15 protein-coding genes and 2 tRNA genes are annotated in these 19,406 nt (G+C 68.8%); 11 read left to right on the top strand and 6 right to left on the bottom strand.

Going from position 1 to position 19,406, the window contains the following annotated elements:
* Positions 1-72: 72 nt before the first annotated feature.
* The 3 genes from tig to ACFFGE_RS00455 all read left to right on the top strand — a co-directional run bounded on the left by tig (position 73) and on the right by ACFFGE_RS00455 (position 3,089).
* Positions 73-1,416, top strand: coding sequence for a trigger factor (gene tig, locus ACFFGE_RS00465; protein ID WP_376833210.1), 1,344 nt, complete (start codon positions 73-75; stop codon positions 1,414-1,416).
* Positions 1,417-1,446: 30 nt separating this feature from the next.
* Positions 1,447-2,334, top strand: coding sequence for a hypothetical protein (locus ACFFGE_RS00460; RefSeq protein ID WP_376833208.1), 888 nt, complete (start codon positions 1,447-1,449; stop codon positions 2,332-2,334).
* A gap of 113 nt (positions 2,335-2,447) precedes the next feature.
* Positions 2,448-3,089 (top strand): ATP-dependent Clp protease proteolytic subunit, encoded by a 642-nt coding sequence (locus ACFFGE_RS00455; RefSeq protein ID WP_376833206.1) that lies wholly within the window; start codon positions 2,448-2,450, stop codon positions 3,087-3,089.
* A gap of 7 nt (positions 3,090-3,096) precedes the next feature.
* On the opposite strand, the gene ACFFGE_RS00450 is transcribed toward ACFFGE_RS00455, so the two are convergent.
* Positions 3,097-3,744, bottom strand: a complete 648-nt coding sequence (locus tag ACFFGE_RS00450; protein WP_376833203.1) for an HAD-IB family hydrolase — start codon at positions 3,742-3,744, stop codon at positions 3,097-3,099.
* A gap of 189 nt (positions 3,745-3,933) precedes the next feature.
* Here ACFFGE_RS00450 and clpX point away from each other — a divergent pair, with 189 nt between their 5' ends.
* From clpX to ACFFGE_RS00435, 3 genes are all read left to right on the top strand, one after another.
* Complete coding sequence (clpX, locus tag ACFFGE_RS00445) at positions 3,934-5,199, top strand: ATP-dependent Clp protease ATP-binding subunit ClpX (RefSeq protein ID WP_376833202.1); 1,266 nt, start codon at positions 3,934-3,936, stop codon at positions 5,197-5,199.
* A 302-nt stretch (positions 5,200-5,501) separates the two neighbouring features.
* The gene (gene lon / locus ACFFGE_RS00440) at positions 5,502-7,898 is read left to right on the top strand and encodes an endopeptidase La (protein WP_376833200.1); all 2,397 of its coding nucleotides are present in this window, start codon (positions 5,502-5,504) and stop codon (positions 7,896-7,898) included.
* Positions 7,899-7,994: 96 nt separating this feature from the next.
* Positions 7,995-8,071 (top strand) — tRNA-Val (locus ACFFGE_RS00435).
* Positions 8,072-8,117: 46 nt separating this feature from the next.
* On the opposite strand, the gene ACFFGE_RS00430 is transcribed toward ACFFGE_RS00435, so the two are convergent.
* On the bottom strand, positions 8,118-11,504 hold the full coding sequence (locus tag ACFFGE_RS00430; RefSeq protein WP_376833198.1) for an autotransporter outer membrane beta-barrel domain-containing protein: 3,387 nt from the start codon (positions 11,502-11,504) through the stop codon (positions 8,118-8,120).
* A 269-nt stretch (positions 11,505-11,773) separates the two neighbouring features.
* Between ACFFGE_RS00430 and ACFFGE_RS00425 the strand changes: the two genes are divergently transcribed.
* Positions 11,774-13,018, top strand: a complete 1,245-nt coding sequence (locus ACFFGE_RS00425) for a glycosyltransferase (protein ID WP_376833196.1) — start codon at positions 11,774-11,776, stop codon at positions 13,016-13,018.
* A 163-nt stretch (positions 13,019-13,181) separates the two neighbouring features.
* Here the strand turns inward: ACFFGE_RS00425 and ACFFGE_RS00420 are convergent, their stop codons facing one another.
* From ACFFGE_RS00420 to ACFFGE_RS00405, 4 genes are all read right to left on the bottom strand, one after another.
* Positions 13,182-14,903: a M56 family metallopeptidase gene (locus ACFFGE_RS00420; RefSeq protein WP_376833194.1), complete on the bottom strand. Its 1,722-nt coding sequence runs from the start codon at positions 14,901-14,903 to the stop codon at positions 13,182-13,184.
* Positions 14,900-15,274: a BlaI/MecI/CopY family transcriptional regulator gene (locus ACFFGE_RS00415; protein WP_376833192.1), complete on the bottom strand. Its 375-nt coding sequence runs from the start codon at positions 15,272-15,274 to the stop codon at positions 14,900-14,902. The genes ACFFGE_RS00420 and ACFFGE_RS00415 overlap by 4 nt, the downstream gene beginning before the upstream one ends.
* Before the next feature lie 175 nt (positions 15,275-15,449).
* Positions 15,450-15,526: transfer RNA gene (locus ACFFGE_RS00410), tRNA-Asp, on the bottom strand.
* Between the two features lie 88 nt (positions 15,527-15,614).
* Positions 15,615-17,174, bottom strand: a complete 1,560-nt coding sequence (locus tag ACFFGE_RS00405) for an AbgT family transporter (RefSeq protein ID WP_376833190.1) — start codon at positions 17,172-17,174, stop codon at positions 15,615-15,617.
* 192 nt (positions 17,175-17,366) lie between these two features.
* On the opposite strand from ACFFGE_RS00405, the gene ACFFGE_RS00400 reads away from it, so the two are divergent.
* The 4 genes from ACFFGE_RS00400 to ACFFGE_RS00385 are packed head-to-tail and all read left to right on the top strand — an operon-like array spanning position 17,367 to position 19,383.
* A complete protein-coding gene (locus tag ACFFGE_RS00400) occupies positions 17,367-17,744 on the top strand; it encodes an NADH-quinone oxidoreductase subunit A (RefSeq protein ID WP_376833188.1) in 378 nt (125 codons plus the stop codon).
* Positions 17,714-18,328 carry a NuoB/complex I 20 kDa subunit family protein gene (locus ACFFGE_RS00395; protein WP_376833186.1) on the top strand — a complete coding sequence of 205 codons (615 nt, stop codon included), beginning with the start codon at positions 17,714-17,716 and terminating at the stop codon, positions 18,326-18,328. The genes ACFFGE_RS00400 and ACFFGE_RS00395 overlap by 31 nt, the downstream gene beginning before the upstream one ends.
* Positions 18,325-18,972 (top strand): NADH-quinone oxidoreductase subunit C, encoded by a 648-nt coding sequence (locus ACFFGE_RS00390; RefSeq protein WP_376833184.1) that lies wholly within the window; start codon positions 18,325-18,327, stop codon positions 18,970-18,972. Before ACFFGE_RS00395 ends, ACFFGE_RS00390 begins: the two co-directional genes overlap by 4 nt.
* Positions 18,973-18,978: 6 nt before the next feature.
* On the top strand, positions 18,979-19,383 hold the full coding sequence (locus ACFFGE_RS00385; protein WP_376833182.1) for a hypothetical protein: 405 nt from the start codon (positions 18,979-18,981) through the stop codon (positions 19,381-19,383).
* The last annotated feature ends 23 nt before the right edge of the window (positions 19,384-19,406 follow it).

Below are 19,406 nucleotides of genomic sequence, written 5' to 3'. Positions count from 1 at the left end.
GGGGCGGCCCTTGTGCTTTCTTGAAATCCGCGCGCCGCCGAGATGGCCGCCCCAGAGCGTCAGACCCCCACCATGCAAGTCGTCGAAAAGTCGAACGAAGGCCTGAGCCGCGTGATCGCGGTCACCATCCCCGCGGACGAGTTGAACGCCAAGCTCGAGACCCGGCTGAAGGAAGTGGCCCCGCAGGTGCGTCTGAAGGGCTTCCGCCCGGGCAAGGTGCCGGTCTCGCACGTCAAGAAGACCTTCGGCCGCGATCTGATGGGCGAGATCGTCAACGCCGAGCTCAACGCCTCCAGCCAGAAGGCGCTGGACGAGGCCAAGGTGCGTCCTGCGGCGCCGGCGGAGATGAAGATGGTCAGCGACCTGGACAAGGTCGTCGCCGGCGAAGCGGACCTCGCCTACGAGATGTCGCTGGAGGTGATGCCGGACTTCACGCCCGTCGACCCGAAGACGCTGAAGCTGATCCGCCCGACCTACGAGGCGTCGGACGCCGACCTTGACGAGGCGCTGAAGGAACTGGCCGGTCAGGCCAAGTCCTACGAGGACAAGGGCGGCAAGGCCCCCAAGGCCGCCGACGGCGACCAGGTCGTGATCGATTTCGTGGGCAAGATCGACGGCGAGGCGTTCGAGGGCGGCTCGGCCGAGGACGCCGCCGTGGTCATCGGCTCCAACACCTTCATCCCGGGCTTCGAAGAGCAGCTGAAGGGCGTGAAGGTCGGCGAGGAGAAGACGCTCGAGGTCACCTTCCCGGAAAACTACCAGGCCGCGCATCTGGCCGGTAAGGCCGCGACCTTCGACGTCAAGGTCAAGGCCGTGAAGGTCGCCAAGGACGCCGAGATCAACGACGAGTTCGCCACGCGTCTGGGCCTGGAATCGCTGGACAAGCTGAAGGACCTGCTGCGCCAGAACCTGAACCAGCAGTACGCCGGCGCCGCCCGCTTCAAGCTGAAGCGCGCCCTGCTGGACCAGCTTGACGAGAAGCACGACTTCCCCCTGCCGCCCAAGATGGTCGAGGCCGAGTTCGAGGGCATCTGGCGCCAGGTCGAGGCCGACAAGGCCGCCGGCCGCCTGCCTGAGGAGGACGCCAAGAAGTCCGAGAAGAAGCTGAAGGAAGAGTACCGCAAGATCGCCGAGCGCCGCGTGCGCCTGGGTCTGGTGCTCGCCGAGATCGGCCGCGCCAACAACGTCGGCGTGTCGGACCAGGAACTGAACCAGGCCATCATGGCCGAGGCCCGCAACTATCCGGGTCAGGAGCGGGCGGTGCTGGACTTCTACCGCCAGAACCCGGGCGCCGCCGCCCAGATGCGCGCCCCGATCTATGAGGAGAAGGTCTGCGAGATGATCTTCGGCATGGCCGAGGTCACCGAGACGCCGATCTCCAAGGAAGACCTCCTCAGGGACGAAGACGAGGCTTAAGGTCGTCGCGTCGCCAAGGGAGATCGGGGCATGAATGGACTGCTGGTCGCGGCCGTAATGGCCGCCATGGCCTCTGGATCCGGTCAGGAGGCCGCCCCGCAGGAGCCGCAGACGCCGGCGACCAGCGTCGAGGAGGTGGTCGTCGAGGGGCGCCGACTTGAAGAGACCGTCCGCGCGTTCGTCGACGAGGTCGCCGCGCCGCCGCCCGGACGACGGCTGGCGCGCTGGGACCGCGAGATCTGCGTCGGCGCCGCCAATCTGCAACCCGCCTACGCCCAGTTCATGATCGACCGGATCGCGACGGCGGCGGTCCAGGTGGGCCTGACCTCCGGTGAGCCCGGGTGTCGCCCCGACATCATGGTGATCGGTTCGGACGACGCGGACGCCCTGGCGACGCGACTGGTGGCGGACAATCCCCAGGGCTTCCGGCCCGCCCGCAGCGGGACCGACATGGGCGAGGAGGCGCTGGAGGCCTTCGTCAACTCGGACGCGCCCGTCCGGTGGTGGCACATCAGCCTTCCGGTGTCGGTGGACACCGGCGATCCGGCGATCACCCTGCAGGGCGAGGACATCGCCACCGTCACGGTGCGCGACGCCTCGCGTCTGCGGTCCAACGTGCGCGAGGACCTGGCGCGCGTCGTGGTCATCCTGGACGTCACGCGGATCGGGCGGGTCAACTTCGGCGCGCTCAGCGACTATGTGGCGATGGTGGCCCTGGCCCAGCTGGACCCCCAGGCGGAGACGACCGGCTACGACACGGTGCTGAACCTCTTCGCCCAGCCGACGCTGACGGGGATGACCGCCTGGGACCGGGACTATCTGACGGCGCTCTACGCCGCGCCCAGGGACCGGCTGCGCGCCAACCAGCAGATTCGCGACCTCATCCGCGGCATGGCGGTCCCGTCCGAGACGGACTGAGCCGGGCCGCCCGGGACCGGCGCTTGCGCCGGCCGCGTCGGGACGCGATATCAGGACGAGGCGGTCGGCCGACAGAGTCGGCGCGCCGCATTTTCGCATTCCGAGAAGGCCTCATGCGCGATCCGATCGACAACCTGACCATGAACCTCGTGCCGATGGTGGTGGAGCAATCCAGCCGCGGCGAGCGGGCCTTCGACATCTTCTCGCGGCTGCTGCGCGAGCGGATCATCTTCCTGACCGGCCCGGTCGAGGACGGCATGGCGTCGCTGATCTGCGCCCAGCTGCTGTTCCTGGAGTCGGAGAACCCGAAGAAGGAAATCTCCATGTACATCAACAGCCCGGGCGGCGTGGTGACGTCCGGGCTCGCGATCTACGACACCATGCAGTACATCAAGTCGCCGGTGACGACGGTGTGCATGGGCATGGCCGCGTCCATGGGCTCGCTGCTGCTGACCGCCGGCGCGGAGGGCCAGCGCGTCGCCCTGCCGAACGCGCGGATCATGGTGCACCAGCCTTCGGGCGGCTTCCGGGGTCAGGCCTCCGACATCGAGCGGCATGCCGAGGACATCATCAAGACCAAGCGCCGCCTGAACGAGATTTACGTCAAGCACACCGGCCGGACGTATGAGGAGGTCGAGCGGACGCTGGACCGCGACTACTTCATGAACGCCGACGAGGCGAAGGCCTGGGGCATCGTCGATCACGTCTACGACAAGCGTGAGCAGGCCGACGACGACGGCGTGAAGACGGTCTGATCAGGCTCTAGGGCTTCTCTCGAAACACCCTGAATCCCGGCTGGTCCGCGATCGCCAGCATCTCCGTATCGCCGGAGGTGTCGCCGTAGGCCGCGACCAGCCGGACGTCCGGTCCGTAGACCGCGCGCAGGCGACGCACCTTCTCCTCGCCCCGGCAGTTGGGGCCGGCGAAGGCGCCGGTGACCCGCCCGGCCCCATCGAACACCAGCGGCGTGCCGAGCAGGGCCTCGGCGCCCAGCCGTCGGGCGAAGGGCGCCACGGTGGTTTCGGGGCTCGCCGTGACGATCACCCGGTGCGCGCCCTCGGCCCCCCAGCGGGCCCAGGCCTCGAGGGCGTCCGGCCGCATCAGCTTCGCCCACCGCTTCGCCGCGAAGGCCTCGGCCTCGCGTTCCAGTTCGGAGCGCTCGATCCCGGAAAGGAACTCCCGCACCGCGGCCGCCTTGATCCGCTCTCGGTCCCGGTCCCGCGCATAGGTCGCGAGCGCCGGGGTCAGCCGCGCCAACCCTCTGGCCCAGCGCCGCTTTCCCGCATGCCAGCGCAGGAAGGCGGTGAAGCTGTCCCGGACCGTCAGGGTGCCGTCGAAGTCGAAGGCGACGATGGCGCCCTCCTTGCTCGGGCTCTGGCGAAGTTCCTTCTCAGCCCCCATGTCAGCCATTCGCCGCAATCCACATCCAACCTTCAGATCTCCCGCCCGAGGTCCCGAGTCGCAGGACATCGGGGTTGTGGTCGCGGGATGGATGGGTGATTGTCATTTTTTGAAGACCTGTGCGCCCAGTATGGGAAGGAAACGCACGGGAAGCGCGTTCCGCTTCGTTGGAATCGGGCGCGGGAGTGAGAAGGGTCGATGACCAAAGCAGCCGGCACGGACGCCAAGAGCACCCTCTACTGCAGCTTCTGCGGCAAGAGCCAGCATGAGGTGCGCAAGCTCATCGCCGGACCGACGGTGTTCATCTGCGATGAATGCGTCGAGCTGTGCATGGACATCATCCGCGAGGAGCACAAGATCTCCTTCAAGGCGTCCAAGGACGGGGTCCCCACGCCCAAGGAGATCCGCGAGGTCCTGGACGACTATGTGATCGGTCAGCACCACGCCAAGAAGGTCCTCTCGGTCGCGGTCCACAACCACTACAAGCGCCTGAACCACGCGACGAAGAACAACGACGTCGAGCTGGCCAAGTCGAACATCATGCTGATCGGGCCGACCGGCTCGGGCAAGACGCTGCTGGCCCAGACGCTCGCGCGCATCATCGACGTGCCCTTCACCATGGCCGACGCCACGACCCTGACCGAGGCCGGTTATGTGGGCGAGGACGTCGAGAACATCATCCTGAAGCTGCTCCAGGCGTCGGACTACAACGTCGAGCGGGCCCAGCGCGGCATCGTCTACATCGATGAGATCGATAAGATCAGCCGCAAGTCCGACAACCCCTCGATCACCCGCGACGTCTCGGGCGAGGGCGTGCAGCAGGCGCTGCTGAAGATCATGGAGGGCACCGTCGCCTCCGTGCCGCCCCAGGGCGGACGTAAGCACCCGCAGCAGGAGTTCCTGCAGGTCGACACCTCCAACATCCTGTTCATCGTCGGCGGCGCCTTCGCGGGCCTCGAGAAGGTGATCTCCGCGCGCGGCGTGGGGGCCTCCATCGGCTTCGGCGCCAAGGTCAAGGACGTGGACGAGCGCCGCACCGGCGAAATCCTCAAGGGCGTGGAGCCCGACGACCTGATGCGATTCGGCCTGATCCCGGAGTTCATCGGCCGTCTGCCCGTCCTGGCGACGCTTGAGGACCTGGACGAGGTGGCGCTGGTCAAGATCCTGACCGAGCCGAAGAACGCCCTGGTCAAGCAGTACAAGCGCCTGTTCGAGATGGAGAACGTCGGCCTGACGTTCACCGACGACGCCCTGTCGGCGATCGCCAAGAAGGCGATCACGAGGAAGACCGGCGCGCGCGGCCTGCGTTCGATCATGGAGGGCATCCTGCTCGAGACCATGTTCGAACTGCCCAGCTACGAGGGCGTCGAGGAAGTGGTGGTCAACGCCGAGGTGGTGGAAGGCCGCGCCCAGCCGCTGGTCATCTACTCCGAGAACAAGAAGAAGGCCGACGGCGCCGCCTGACGCGGTCGGGTGCGACGATCCGGTCACAGGTCATCAGGGGTCGGAACGTGCGCCTTCCGGCCCCTTCTTCACGCCTCAGCGCGTCGCGCCTGGCGGTGACGCTGGCCGATCGTTGCGGCGTTCGTCCGTCCACCGGTGTTTTCAGCCCCCGGGACCGTGACGCTTGAACGTCCCGGGCGACGCGCCACATAGTCCTTAACAAGGCCGCCGAAGAGGCGGGCGTGGCGGAAGTTCCGGGCCAGGTGTCCGACGCGACCGCTCATGCGGGCCGGCGATCCCCAATGGCCCCGGAGATACGCATCATGTCCGAGTCCCGTACCCTTCCCGTCCTGCCCCTTCGCGACATCGTCGTCTTCCCGCACATGGTCGTGCCGTTGTTCGTCGGTCGCGAGAAGTCGGTGAAGGCGCTCGACGAGATCATGCGCGGCGAGAAGCAGATCCTGCTGGCCACGCAGAAGAACAGCGTCGACGACGATCCCGCGCCGGGCGACATCTACACCACCGGCGTCCTGGCCACCGTGCTGCAGCTGCTGAAGCTGCCCGACGGCACCGTGAAGGTGCTGGTCGAGGGCAAGGAGCGCGCCCGGCTGCTGCGCTTCACCGACCGCGCCGACTATTTCGAGGCCGAGGCCGAACCCATCGCCGACGAGGACGGCGACGCGTCGGAGGCCGAGGCGATGATGCGCGCGGTCGTCGAGCAGTTCGAGAACTACGTCAAGCTGAACAAGAAGGTGCCGCCCGAAGCCCTGTCGGCGATCCCCCAGATCACCGACGCGTCCAAGCTCGCCGACTCCGTCGCCGCGCACCTGTCGGTCAAGATCGCCGACAAGCAGGGGCTGCTGGAGACCATCGCCGTGCCGCGCCGGCTGGAGAAGGTCTACGGCCTGATGGAGGGCGAGATCAGCGTCCTGCAGGTCGAGAAGAAGATCCGCAGCCGCGTGAAGCGGCAGATGGAGAAGACCCAGCGCGAGTACTATCTGAACGAGCAGATGAAGGCGATCCAGCGCGAGCTGGGCGAGCAGGACGATCAGCGCGACGAGCTGATGGAGCTCGAAAAGCGCATCCGCAAGACGAAGCTCTCCAAGGAAGCCCGCACCAAGGCCGAGGCGGAGCTGAAGAAGCTGCGCAACATGAGCCCGATGTCGGCCGAGTCGACGGTGGTGCGGAACTATCTGGACTGGCTGCTGTCGATCCCCTGGGGCAAGGCCAAGTCCAAGCCCATCGACCTCAGCAAGGCCGAGGACATCCTCGAGGAGGATCACTTCGGGCTGGAGAAGGTCAAGGAGCGGATCATCGAGTATCTGGCCGTCCAGGCGCGGACCAACTCGCTGAAAGGCCCGATCCTGTGCCTCGTCGGACCGCCCGGCGTGGGCAAGACGTCGCTGGCCAAGTCCATCGCCAAGGCCACCGGACGGGAATACGTGCGCATGTCCCTGGGCGGGGTGCGTGACGAGGCCGAGATCCGCGGTCACCGCCGGACCTACATCGGCTCCATGCCCGGCAAGATCATCCAGTCGATGAAGAAGGCGAAGACCACCAACGCCTTCGTGCTGCTGGACGAGATCGACAAGCTGGGCGCCGACTGGCGTGGCGACCCGTCCTCGGCCCTGTTGGAGGTGCTGGATCCCGCCCAGAACTCGACCTTCGGCGACCACTATCTGGAGGTCGACTACGACCTGTCCCAGGTGATGTTCGTGACCACGGCCAACAGCCTGAACATGCCCCAGCCGCTCTTGGACCGCATGGAGATCATCCAGGTCTCGGGCTACACCGAGGATGAGAAGGTCGAGATCGCCAAGCGGCACGTCCTGCCCAAGCTCTTGAAGGATCATGGGCTGAAGGACGGCGAGCTGGTCGTGCCGGACGACATGATCCGCGACCTGATCCGCTACTACACCCGCGAAGCCGGCGTTCGTTCGCTGGAGCGGGCGCTGGGCGGGCTGGCGCGGAAAGCCGTGCGCGAGATGGCCAAGACCGGCGAGACCGCGATCACGGTCGATGAGGCCAAGCTGGCTGAGTACGCGGGCGTGCGGAAGTACCGTTACGGCGAGACGGACGCCGAGGACCAGGTCGGCATCGTCACCGGCTTGGCCTGGACCCAGTTCGGCGGCGACATCCTGACCATCGAGGCGATCAAGATGCCGGGCCGCGGCCGTATGACCGTGACCGGCAACCTGAAGGAGGTGATGAAGGAGTCGATCTCCGCCGCCGCCTCCTACGTCCGGGCCCGCTCGCTGGCGTTCGGTGTGAAGCCGCCGGTGTTCGAGAAGACCGACATCCACGTGCACGTGCCGGACGGCGCGACGCCCAAGGACGGTCCCTCGGCCGGCGTGGCCATGACGGTGGCCATGGTCTCGGTCCTGACCGGGATCCCGGTGCGCAAGGACATCGCCATGACCGGCGAGATCACCCTGCGCGGCCGCGTCACCGCCATCGGCGGCCTGAAGGAAAAGCTGCTCGCGGCGCTCCGCTCGGGCGTGAAGACGGTGCTGATCCCGCAGGAGAACGAGAAGGACCTCGCGGACGTGCCCGACAACGTCAAGGAGGGGCTGGAGATCGTGCCGGTCTCCACCGCCGACGAGGCGCTGAAGTGGGCCCTGACCGGCTCGTTGACGCCGGTGGAATGGGACGAGGCCGCCGAACCTCTGCCCGCGCCGCCGCCGATCGAGGACAGCGGCACGGTCCCGGCCACGCACTGAGGCCGGAGGCCGAAATGAGAAACGGCCGGGGCTCGCCCCGGCCGTTTTGCTTTGCGCCTTGATCAGCTCGGCGGGGGAGGGCACACCGGCCGTCGCGGGCGGCTAGCTCAGCTGGTCAGAGCACCTCGTTTACACCGAGGGGGTCGGGGGTTCGAACCCCTCGCCGCCCACCATCCTCCTTCGCGACTGGCGGCGCTTCGGAGGACAGTCCTCAGGACGTTAGAAGCGGAAGGTGGCGCGCAGCAGCAGGCTGTAGCGGACGTAGTCCTCGATCGACTCGGCGTCGGCCTGGATGGTCAGCAGGCCCAGGTCGTTGCCGATGCCCAGTCGGAAGCCGAGGATCGGCCCGCCGCCCTCGATGGCGCCGTTGGCCAGCAGGAACTGCTGCGTGCCGCCCGAGAACCGGCCGACGGTCTCGCCGGAGTCCACCGACAGATACTGACGCCAGCCGACGCGCAGCTCCGGACGGATCCAGCCGTCGCGGCCCAGGCGCGTTCCGATGTTCATCGCCGCGGTGGCCGAGAAGATGTGTCCCGAGCGGTCGTCCACGATCAGGTCGAAGCCGTCGCCGGCGCCGTCCTCCTCGTAGCCGTCCTCCTGCAGCCAGAAGTACTCGGCGTAGACCTCCGGACGCAGCTCGAACCGGCCGATGTCGCGGCGGTAGGAGAAGCCCCCGGCGGCCGCCAGGGTGTAGCCGTTCCAGTCGGCTTCGGTCTCGAGGTTCAGGCCCTCGCCCACGATCTCGCGGGTGGAGTCCATGAAGGCGTATCCCGCCGCCGCCCGGGCCCAGGTCGTCCAGTACTGGCCCTGCGCGCGCCAGTAGAGTCCGAGCTCGATCAGGCTCGCCGCCAGGTTCTCTTCGGCGGCCGCCTCCGGGTCTTCGATGTCCGAGGACGTGAAGGCGACGCTGACGCCGACGTTGCCGAAGCCGGTGCCGCGCTCATAGCCGCCGGCGACGCCGAAGCCCTCGGACCGGAAGCCGTAGCTGTCGGTCTTGTCCTTGTCGGCGTAGAAGTTGATCTCCTGCAGCCAGGCGCTGCTCTCACCGGCCGAGAGCACCTCGTTGCGGCCGGTCAGCGCGCGGGTGACGGCGTCGACGCCGCTGGCCAGCGACATCAGGGCGCCGCCGCCGTGTTCGGGCAGCATCTGCTCGTAAAGGTCGATCAGACCTTCTCGGTCGGTCTGGTCGAGGAAGGCCGCCTGCAGGGACTCGTTCAGGCCCAGCGCTTCATAGAGGGCATCGTAGATTCCCGCCTCGGAGCCGATCAGTTCGAGCTCTTCGGCGGTCTTGCGCCGTACGTCGACGAAGATCTGGTCTGCCGTGGTCGAGACGCCCGTCTCGATGTTGTAGATGTAGGACGAGTTGCTCTCCACATCGCCGAAGTCGATGGCTCCGGCCTGCAGATCGGTCGCCTGCACCAGAACCAGGCGCTGGGTGCCCTGGACCAGCGAGCTGAATCGCGCGCCGAGCTGGGCGCCGCTCGCGAACTGAGCCGTGCCGGACACGTTCAGACCGCCGCTGCTGGTGGCGGGATCCACCGTCACGAGCAGCGTCCCGTCGGCGCCGACGTTCAGGTTGCTGAGGTTGAGCGTGGTGCTCTGGCGGGCGTCGAGCACGCCGTCGGCGATGGTGATGTCCAGCAGGGCGTCGCTGTCGGACAGGGCTCCGCTGACGGTCGCGCCGCCGCTGATCAGCAGCCGATCCAGACCGGCGCCGAAGCTGATGTCGCCGTTGACCGACCCGTCGCGCACGTCCAGCGTGTCCGCGCCCGAGCCGAACAGGATGGCGCCGCTGATGATCGGCTCGCGATCGTTCGGCACGCCGTCGTTGTCGTCGTCGTTGTCGTCGTCGTCTTCCGCGTCGGGGATGCCGTCGCCGTCGTCGTCGGTGTCCTCGAAGTCCGGCGTACCGTCGCCGTCGAAGTCGGTCAGATAGTCGACGCTGGCGTCGCCGATCTGGAGCACCGAGACCCCGGCGGTCGATGCCGAGACGTCGATCGCCACCGCTTGGCCCGTCACTTCCTCGTCGCCTGGGTCCAGATTGTCGTCATCGTCGTCGAGATCGTCGTCGTTCGCCACGATCTGCGCGAAGATGATGCCCGAGTTGGTGATCTGTCCGAGGCTGCCGCTCAAATCGCGAATGCCGTAGGCGTTGGACGCCTCGCCGGACACGCCGCCGCCGATGGTGCCCCTGTTCTCGACGGCGGGCAGGGCGGCCCCCGACTGGATCAGCAGGCCGGTGGCGTTGAAGGCCCCTTCCGAAATGGTGGTCGCGTTGATCGTCTGGGTGTTGACCAGCCGCGGCGTGGCGGCCCCTGTCGTCAGGCGCAGCGCCGCCGCGTCCGCCTCGTAGGCCGTGCTGGAGATCGAGCCTTCGTTGAGGACCCCTCCGGCGATCTGGACCGCTTGGCCGGCGCCCAGCTGCACCGCCGTCGCGGCCACGCCGTCATAGACGCCCAGCGCGGTGACCGAGCCTCGGTTGATCAGGCCGTAGTCGAGGTCGCCCGTCCCCACCGTGCCGACGTTCGTGGCCTCGGTGCTGGAGCCGATCAGCAGGGCGGGAGCGCCGCCGTAGGTCGTGATCGAGGCGTTGCGTTCCTCGGTGTCGATGACCCCGTCGCCGTCGCGGTCGGTATCCTCGGAATTGATGGTCCCGTCGCCGTCGTCGTCTTCGTCGCCGTTCTCGACGCCGTCGCCGTCGGCGTCCGCCTCGATCCCGCCGAGGTAGGTGGGAGCGATGTCGAGCAGGATGCCGCCGCCGACATCGCCGGCGATCCGCACGGCGGGCCCGCCCTGCAACAGGTCGTCCTCGTCCAGATCCTCGAGGTAGAGATCCTCGTCCCGCACCTCGAAGTCGAGCGCGGCGATCGGCCGTTGCGTGTAGCGATACCCCGTTGAGGCGACGGAGCCCTGGATGGTGACGCGTCCGGTCACGTCCCCGTCGATGGCCGCGCCCACCGCGTTTCGGCCGTTGGCAGAGGTGTTGGCCCCGATCGTCACGGACTCGACGCGCCCCGTGGTGCGGATGCCGAAGCTGTCGTCGCCGATGACCGACACGGAGCCGCGCGTCTCGAGGCGGCCGTCCAGATCGCGGTCGATCAGGATGCCGGCGGAATTGTTGCCCTCGACGGAGATCGAGCCGCTGTTCTCGACGATCACGTCGCCGACATAGGTCCCGGTCCCGGCGATGCGCACGCCGTAGCGGTTCTGCCCCTGGGCGAGCGGACCGTCGAGGTCGCCGTCGTCGTCGGTGTCCTCGTAGCTGTCGAGAGTGTCGGTGATGCGGATCGTGCCGCCGACCGTGATGTCGCCCGCGCCGCCGGCCACCGCGTCGATGCCGACGGCGCCGTCGGCCGCCCGCTCCATGACGATCTGCGAGCCGCTGTCGAGGTCGACCGAGTTGGCCGAGTCGATCGTGATGGCGGAGCCGGTGTTAAGCGTGATCGTGCCGCCGCTGGCGAGCCGGATGTTGTCCGGCGTGGATCCGGTCGCGTTCGAGGTACGGATCGCCGTCGTACGGTTCGTCGAGATGACCACCTCGGCGTGCGCCCCGGCGGCGGCCATGAGCGGAGCGAGCGCCGCCGCGGTCGCGAGGAGGATACGCATTCGGAAACAACCCTTCAGGTGACATGCACGCCGGGCGTCGACGGCCCTCCCGGAGCGTCAGCCGACCTGACCCAACTTTCGCGAATTTGAGGCGAATGCAAGGCCAAACCCCACCTACCGTCGCTCACCGGAGCTGTCCACACCGAGCTTGAGCTTAACGTGGCGGGGGCGTAGGGGCGTGGACGATGGCCGCCCGCAAATCCGCTTCTCGCATCCGATCCCGCGCTTCGACCGTTAGGGAGCGCGACGACGCCATCACGACCGAACGCATGTTGACCTACGAAGCGCTGGAAACCGAACTCTGGCCCATCCCCGGCCGCGCCGAGGAGGTGGCGACCACGCTGCGCGCCGTGACCGCCTCGCATGACGAGTCGCGCCCTCGTCTGGTCGACACGACGATGCTCTACGCGCCCCGCTCCGGCGGGGTGAAGCGGTACCTGACCTCCAAGAAGGCCTGGCTGACCGCCCACAGGCCCGGCGTGAGCCACGGGCTGATCGTCCCGGGCGCCCGGCACCGCGTCGCGGCGGACGGCACTCTGCACCTGCACGCGGCCAAGCTGCCGTTCGGCGACGGCTATCGCTGGCCGACGTCCGTGCGCCGCTGGAGCGCCTGGGTGTCGGCCATGCGCCCGGCGGTGATCGAGGCGGGCGATCCCTACACCCCCGGGCAGGCGGCGCTGGAGGCCGGGCAGCGCGTCGGCTGTCCGGTGGTCGGTTTCTGCCATTCCGATCCGGCGGCGCTGGCGGCGCTGCATCTGGGCGAGTGGGCCAAAAAGCCGGTCGAGAAGCGCTGGGCGAAACTTTTCAAGCAGTTCGACCGCGTCGTGTCGCCCAGCCGCTACATCGCGCGACGCCTGGAGGAAGCGGGCGTGGCCGACATCGTCATCCGTCCGCTGGGGGTGGAGGTCGACACCTTCCGCCCGGACCGCGCGGACCGAGAGGGCCTGCGGCGCCAGCTGAACCTGCCGTCCGACGCGCGCCTGCTCTGCTTCGCGGGGCGGCCGGCGCGGGAGAAGAACGTCGACGTCCTGATCGACGCCGTTCAGAAGCTGGGCGCGCCGTACCATCTCGTGCTTGTGGGGGCGGGGCAGGGCCTGCCCCAGGAAGACCGGGTGATCAGCCTTCCCTACGAACGCGATCCGAAGGCCGTGGCGCGCATCATCGCCAGCTGCGACGCCTTCGTGCACGCCAACGACAAGGAGCCGTTCGGCCTCATCGTCCTGGAGGCGATGGCCTGCGGCGTGCCCGTGGTCGGCGTCAACGCCGGCGGGGTGGCCGAGACGGTCGACGACGGCGTCGGGCAGCTGGCGGTCAGCGCCGACCCTGACGATTACGCGGAGGCGATCAGCGCCCTCTTCGAGCGGGACCTCGCGTCGCTCGGCGCGGCCGCGCGGGTCAAGACCCTCGAACAGTTCGCCTGGAACCGCGTGTTCGAGGGCCTTTGCATGGTCTATGGCGAGGTTTCGGGACAGCGCGCCTTCGTCGAACCGACCGAGGCCCTCGCGGTGCATTGAGCGAACGGGGGCCTAGACCGAAATCGGTTTAGTTGGACGCAGTCCAACTGGGCTCAGATTTCGGTCCAGTTTTGAGTGAGAGCCTGATTCACGACTCAAGTGGATTCGCTTCGCGATTCCACTTGAGTCGATCAGGCTCTAAGCCCCCGCCGCCGGGACAGGCTCAGCCCGCCCGGCGCGCCTCCGCCCGCATCTGAGCGGCGCCCCGCTCCATCTGGTCGGCGCCGTCGAGCATCCGGGGAATCGCGTCCAGCAGCTGGTCGTCCGTCACGGTCCGGCCCTCGTCCCGCGCACGCTCGATCTGACGGGCGCGATAGGCGGGATCGCGCAGACGCTCCGCTTCCGATCGCATCTGCCGGGCTCCGCGCTCCATCTCGTCGGCGCCTCGGGTCATCTGGACGCGGGCGTCCGCCATGGCGCGCCGGGCCTGCTCGCGGGCCGCGATGGCGTCGGCGCGGGCCGCGACGCCTCGGGCGCGCGCCTCGGCGGCGGCGGCGTGGAGGCGGCCGGCCTCGCGATAGGCCTCGCCGTGCCCGGCGGCGCGGTGGGCGTGAGCGGCGCGGGCCTGGGCCCTGGCCTCCGCGGCGGACGCCCGCGCCTGACTCCGGGCGAGGCTCGCATCGGCCTGGGCCTGCCGTGCGAGTTCCCTCGCCTCGCGAGCCGCCTGCCGGGCGGCCTCCATCTCGCGCCGTTCGTCTTCGGTCATCGGACGCCGCACGCCGTCCTGTTCCACGACATAGGCTCCGCCCTCGTCCACGAAGTAGCGCACGGCGCCGCCGTCAGGCGCGCTCGGCGGCGCGGGCGGCGCGGGCGGCGCGGGCGGCGCCGGAGGGCCCTGGGGCCGCGGCGGCGCGGGCGGGGCGACGGGGGCCAGCGCGGCGATGACGGCGGCGGAGGGGGGCGCCGGGGGCGCGGGCGGCGCGAATCCGCCCGGCCCCCGCGACAACTCCAGGGCGGCCAGAGGGGTGGCGACGACCAGCAGGGCGCCGACGGCGGCGGCGACGGCCCAGGGCCGGGACGGGGCGGGAGATGCGTTCGACATGACGACCTTGATCCTTTCAGCGAGAGAGCGGGCCGGGCCGGTCATGCCGGCGGCGGCGCCATGGGCGGGGTGAGGGCGGGCGAGGCGGGCGGCGCCGAGCAGGGTGCGGGCGTAGAGTTCGCGATCGATCCGGCGCACGACCATCTCGTCGACCGCCTGCTCCGACAGCGCCTCCAGCCGGCGCGCCAGGCTCCAGACCAGCGGGTGGAACCAGAAGAGGGCCAGGACCAGCCGGGCCAGGACCAGGAACGGCCAGTCGCCCCGCCGGATGTGCGCGAGTTCGTGCGCGAGGATGGCCTCGGCCTGTTCCGGCCGCGCCAGCTGCGCCGGTCCGATCAGGATCCGGCCGGGCGACAGGCCCCAGCTCAGCGGCGTCGCGACATCGGCCGACACGCGCAGGCTGGGCCGGCGGCGAAGCGAAAGGCGCCGCAGCGCGGCCAGCCAGGCCGGGTCCCGCACCCGCGCCGCGCGCCGGTCCCAGCGGCCGAGCGCGGCCACGCCGAGGGCGAACCGGCCCGCAAGCGCAAGAGCGCCCAGGGCCCAGACACCGAGCACCAGCTCCGACCTTGAGCTCGGCACGACGACGTCGGAGGGGTCCACCGCCACCCGGATGTCCGTGGACGGCACCTCGAAGGTGTGGGGCCGTCCCGCCGCCGGGACCTCGAGCCGGAGGTCCGGCCCGACCAGCGCGACCGCCGGCAGGGCCAGAAGGACGAGCACGGCCGCGCGCAGGACGATCACCCGCTCGGCCGCGGGGCGCCCGCGCGCCAGGGCGACGATCCCAAGCGCGAAGCCCAGGATCGCGGTCGCCTTGGCCACCAGCATGATCAGGGCCGGGATCACGACGCCCGCTCCTTGGCTTCATCGATGGCCCGCTCCAGAGCGGCGAGCTCCTCGGGCTTGAGGGCGCGGGTCATGCCGAGCAGCGCGGTCGCCGCGCTCGCCGCCGATCCGTTGAAGAATGTGTCGATCACGCGTGACAGGGCCCCGGCGGCGACGGTCTCGGCGTCCTGGACCGGCGCGTAGAGGTTGGAGCCGGCGCCCGGGCGGCGACGCACCAGACCCTTGGCCTCCAGCCGCGACAGCAGCGTTCTTACGGCGGAATCGCTCAGAGGGTCGGGCAGGGCTTGGCGGACATCCCCGGCGGACGCCTCGCCCAGACGGCACAGCACCTCGAACACGTCGCGTTCGCGACGGGGCAGAGTCTCGATCATGACGGCCCTCGCTACAAATGTAGCGCTACGTTTGTAGCGAATGAGGGCGGGAATGTGGCTGGATTGATGAAATCGCGGAAAGGCGGCGTGCCGATCGAGACAGCGGCCCAGGGCGTTTCAGCTTGCTTTCGAGGGGGAAAGGCGGTGCGCCACCTCTTCGATCCGACGAAGACGGTGGCGCGAGTGACGGGGCTCGAACCCGCGACCTCCGGCGTGACAGGCCGGCACTCTAACCAACTGAGCTACACCCGCGTTTCCCGTGGCGGAGCGGCGAACCGGCCCGCAGCGAGGGGCGTCGTTTAGGCGGGGGCGCCTGAGCCTGTCAAGCGCCCCCGACCAACTATTGCGCTGGCGCCGCCTGAACCGCGGCGCGGGCCTCGTTCAGGTCGTAGTGAACCGTCTCGCCGCCGCCCAGCGGCAGGTCGAGGAACACCCACGCGCCGGTCATGATGGCCCCGCCGATCAGGAAGAAGAAGGAGTAGGGCAGCATCGTCGCCATCAGATTGCCGACCCCGAAGCCCGGCACCCAGCGCTGGCAGAAGCCGAGGATCAGCGGGAAGTAGACCATCAGCGGCGTGATGATGTTCGTGACCGAGTCGCCCATGCGATAGGCGGCGGTCGCCATCTCGGGGCTGATGCCCAGCAGCATCAGCATCGGCACCATGACGGGCGCCATCGCCGCCCACTTGGCCGAGGCCGAGCCGATGAAAATGTTCACCGTCGCCGCCAGCAGCACGATCGCGATCAGCAACTGCCAAGCCGGCAGGCCGCTCGCGCTCAGTTGCTCCGCGCCGAGGATGGCCAGGATCACGCCCAGATTCGACCAGTTGAACATGGCCACGAAGTGCGCCGCGACGAAGGCCAGTACGATGTAGGGCGCCATCACCGCCATGGATTCGGTGAGCATCTTCACCAGGTGCCGGTGATCCTTGAGCGTCCTCGCCGCCACGCCGAAGGCGACCCCGGTCGCCAGGAACAGCACGAAGAAGCCGGCCACCAGCGACTGGTAGAACGGGGTCATCCGCTCGGTCGGTTCCGCGGTCAGATCGACCAGTGGCGGATTCGGCGAAACGCTCATCGCGGTCCAGGCGCCGATGACCAGCAGCGCCGCCAGACCGGCCCACCACAGGCCGCGCTTCTCCTCGCGCGACAGCTCGGAATCGCTCAGCTGGACCGGCGCGTCCGCCGTCGGCTGCCAAGGGCCCAGGCGCGGCTCGATGATCCGGTCGGTCACGAACCAGGCCAACGGCACGAATACGACCGTCATGGCGACGATGAAGTACCAGTTGCCGGCGATGTTCGCGGTCCAGTCCGGCTGAATCAGCCGCGCGGCCGGTTCGGTCAGGCCAAGGAGCAGCGCATCGAGGTGACCGGGGAACAGGTTGGCCGAGAATCCGCCCGACACCGCCGCGAAGCCGGCGGCGATGCCCGCGACCGGGTGACGGCCGGCGGCCGCGAAGACCAGGCCCGCCAGCGGGACCAGCACCACATAGCCGGCGTCCGAAGCGTGGTTCGAGACGATGCCCACGAAGACGACGATCGGGGTCAGCAGCGCCTTGGGAGCCCGACGGATGCCGGCGCGCATGGCGGCGGAGAACAGGCCGGTGCGTTCCGCGACCCCGGCTCCCAGCATGACGACGAGCACATAGCCCAGCGGGGCGAACCCGGTCAGCGTCTTGGGCATGTCGACGAACAGTCGCCGCAGGTTCTCGCTGGACAGCAGGCTCTGCGCCGCCACCGCTTGGCCGTCCACCGGGTTGACGGCGCTCAGCCCATAGGCCGCCGCCGCCACGCTGCCGATCACCAGGAAGCCGATGAACCAGACGAAGATGAAGACCGGATCGGGCAGACGGTTGCCCGCCTTCTCCACGAATCCCAGAATCCCGTTGCCGATCCCCACACGCCTCTCCCGCGCTTTTTGCTGACCAGCTCGTATAAGGAGCCACGACGGCTCGGCTTTGCAAGCGGCAAGGCGCCGAAACTTGCGAGCGGATCGCAAGAAAAACCTTTCGACGCATGGGTTTGAACGGGGCGGGGAGTAGGTCTAGAAAGCGCCGAATCCGCCGCCTCCCCGGCGGCTCAAGGCATCCCGATGACCGAATTCCTGCTCGACTATCTGCCGATCGTGATCTTCCTGGGGATCGCGGCGGTTCTGGGTCTGCTGTTCGTGGTCGCCGCCTTCGTGCTGGCCCCGAAGAACCCGGACACCGAAAAGCTGTCCGCCTACGAGTGCGGCTTCAACGCCTTCGACGACGCGCGGATGAAGTTCGACGTGCGGTTCTATCTGGTCTCGATCCTCTTCATCATCTTCGACCTCGAGGTCGCCTTCCTGTTCCCCTGGGCCGTGTCGATGTTCGACCTGAGCCGTGAAGGCATGGTCTTCGCCTTCTGGTCGATGATGGCGTTCCTGGGCGTGCTGACGGTCGGGTTCCTCTACGAGTGGAAGAAGGGCGCGCTGGAATGGGAGTGATCACCCCCAAGATCGAGGGGCCGACCTCGGCGCTGACGCCCTACGGCGAGGGCGCGCGCTCGACGGTCCAGGGCTATGACCCCGCCGTCCACGACAAGTTCTTCGAGGCGGTCAACACCGAGCTGGCCGAGCACGGCTTCCTGACGGCGGCGCTGGACGACGTCATCACCTGGGCGCGCACGGGCTCCTTGATGTGGATGACGTTCGGCCTGGCCTGCTGCGCGGTGGAGATGATCCAGGCCTCGATGCCGCGCTTCGACCTGGAGCGCTTCGGCATGGCCCCGCGCGCCAGCCCGCGCCAGTCCGACCTGATGATCGTCGCCGGCACCCTGACCAACAAGATGGCTCCGGCGCTGCGCAAGGTCTATGACCAGATGCCCGACCCGCGCTATGTCGTGTCGATGGGCAGCTGCGCCAACGGCGGCGGCTACTACCACTACAGCTACAGCGTCGTGCGCGGCTGCGACCGGGTCGTGCCGGTCGACGTCTATGTGCCCGGCTGTCCGCCGACCGCCGAGGCGCTGATCTACGGCCTGCTGCAGCTGCAGAAGAAGATCCGTCGCACGGGGACCATCGAGCGATGAACGCGCTGGAGCGGATCGCGGCGACCGAGGCCGCGCTGACCCCGCTGGGGACCGAGATGGTGGCCGAGCTGGGCGTCGAGGCCCAGGTGGCGTTCGGCGAACTGACGTTGGTCGCGCCGCGCGAGCGGATCGTCGAGGTTCTGGGCGCGCTGAAGGACCGCTTCGGCTTCCAGCAGCTGCTGGACGTGTGCGGCGCCGACTATCCCGACCGCGCCGAGCGGTTCGAGGTGGTCTACCACCTGCTGTCGCTGACCCGGAACGTGCGGGTGCGGGTCAAGGTGGCGACCGACGAGGTCCAGCCGGTGCCCAGCGTCATCGGCGTCTATCCGTCCGCCGAATGGTTCGAGCGCGAGGCGTTCGACATGTACGGCATGCTGTTCTCCGGCCATCCGGACCTGCGCCGCCTGCTGACCGACTACGGCTTCGAGGGGCATCCGCTGCGCAAGGACTTCCCGATGACCGGCTATGTCGAGGTCCGCTACGACGAGGAGCAGAAGCGCGTGGTCTATGAGCCCGTGCGTCTGCAGCAGGAGTTCCGCAACTTCGATTTCCTGTCCCCCTGGGAAGGGGCTGAGTACCCGGCGCCGGTGTTGCCGGGCGATGAGAAGGCTCAGCCGGGCGAACCGCCCAAGCACAAGGGATGATCGGCCATGAACCGCACCGCCGCCCGGTCCGCCGCCTCGTTCTTCCTGGTGACCTTCTCGACGGCCTTTCTGTTCACGCTGGGCGCGCGGCTGACCGGCTGGTTCACGCGCGCGCCGGAGGTGGAGCAGGGGCAGCTGCAGGCGCTGGGCGTGGCGATCATGATCGCGGTGGTGTGCCTGGCGGTCGGCGCGGGCATCCGCAGGCTGTCGGCGGGGGAGCTTCAGAGCGCGCTGCTGGGGGCGTCGGCGGTGCTCCTGTCGACGCCGCTGGCGATCGCGGTGCTGACGGGCGACTGGGAGATTTCGACGGCGGCCGTCTCCGGCATGGGCGTCCTGACGCTCGCGCTCGGCTGGCTGGTGGCGCTGACGCGGCGCAAGGCGTCGCTGGACGAGGACCTCGCTGATGGCTGACGGCGCCAAGACCCCCGTGACCC

Source organism: Brevundimonas balnearis, from assembly GCF_042434805.1.
Classification (GTDB): Bacteria; Pseudomonadota; Alphaproteobacteria; order Caulobacterales; family Caulobacteraceae; genus Brevundimonas; species Brevundimonas balnearis.
Note: the sequence above shows the minus strand (reverse complement) of the source record. Positions and strands in the feature narration are given on the sequence as shown.

What these genes read in the sequence shown, in the direction of transcription:
- ACFFGE_RS00385 (WP_376833182.1), top strand. Translation starts at nt 18,979, where the DNA reads ATGAACCGCACCGCCGCCCGGTCCGCCGCCTCGTTCTTCCTGGTGACC.
- clpX (WP_376833202.1), top strand. Translation starts at nt 3,934, where the DNA reads ATGACCAAAGCAGCCGGCACGGACGCCAAGAGCACCCTCTACTGCAGC.
- ACFFGE_RS00450 (WP_376833203.1), bottom strand. Translation starts at nt 3,744, where the DNA reads ATGGCTGACATGGGGGCTGAGAAGGAACTTCGCCAGAGCCCGAGCAAG.
- ACFFGE_RS00400 (WP_376833188.1), top strand. Translation starts at nt 17,367, where the DNA reads ATGACCGAATTCCTGCTCGACTATCTGCCGATCGTGATCTTCCTGGGG.
- ACFFGE_RS00425 (WP_376833196.1), top strand. Translation starts at nt 11,774, where the DNA reads ATGTTGACCTACGAAGCGCTGGAAACCGAACTCTGGCCCATCCCCGGC.
- tig (WP_376833210.1), top strand. Translation starts at nt 73, where the DNA reads ATGCAAGTCGTCGAAAAGTCGAACGAAGGCCTGAGCCGCGTGATCGCG.
- ACFFGE_RS00415 (WP_376833192.1), bottom strand. Translation starts at nt 15,274, where the DNA reads ATGATCGAGACTCTGCCCCGTCGCGAACGCGACGTGTTCGAGGTGCTG.
- ACFFGE_RS00390 (WP_376833184.1), top strand. Translation starts at nt 18,325, where the DNA reads ATGAACGCGCTGGAGCGGATCGCGGCGACCGAGGCCGCGCTGACCCCG.
- lon (WP_376833200.1), top strand. Translation starts at nt 5,502, where the DNA reads ATGTCCGAGTCCCGTACCCTTCCCGTCCTGCCCCTTCGCGACATCGTC.
- ACFFGE_RS00430 (WP_376833198.1), bottom strand. Translation starts at nt 11,504, where the DNA reads ATGCGTATCCTCCTCGCGACCGCGGCGGCGCTCGCTCCGCTCATGGCC.
- ACFFGE_RS00455 (WP_376833206.1), top strand. Translation starts at nt 2,448, where the DNA reads ATGCGCGATCCGATCGACAACCTGACCATGAACCTCGTGCCGATGGTG.
- ACFFGE_RS00460 (WP_376833208.1), top strand. Translation starts at nt 1,447, where the DNA reads ATGAATGGACTGCTGGTCGCGGCCGTAATGGCCGCCATGGCCTCTGGA.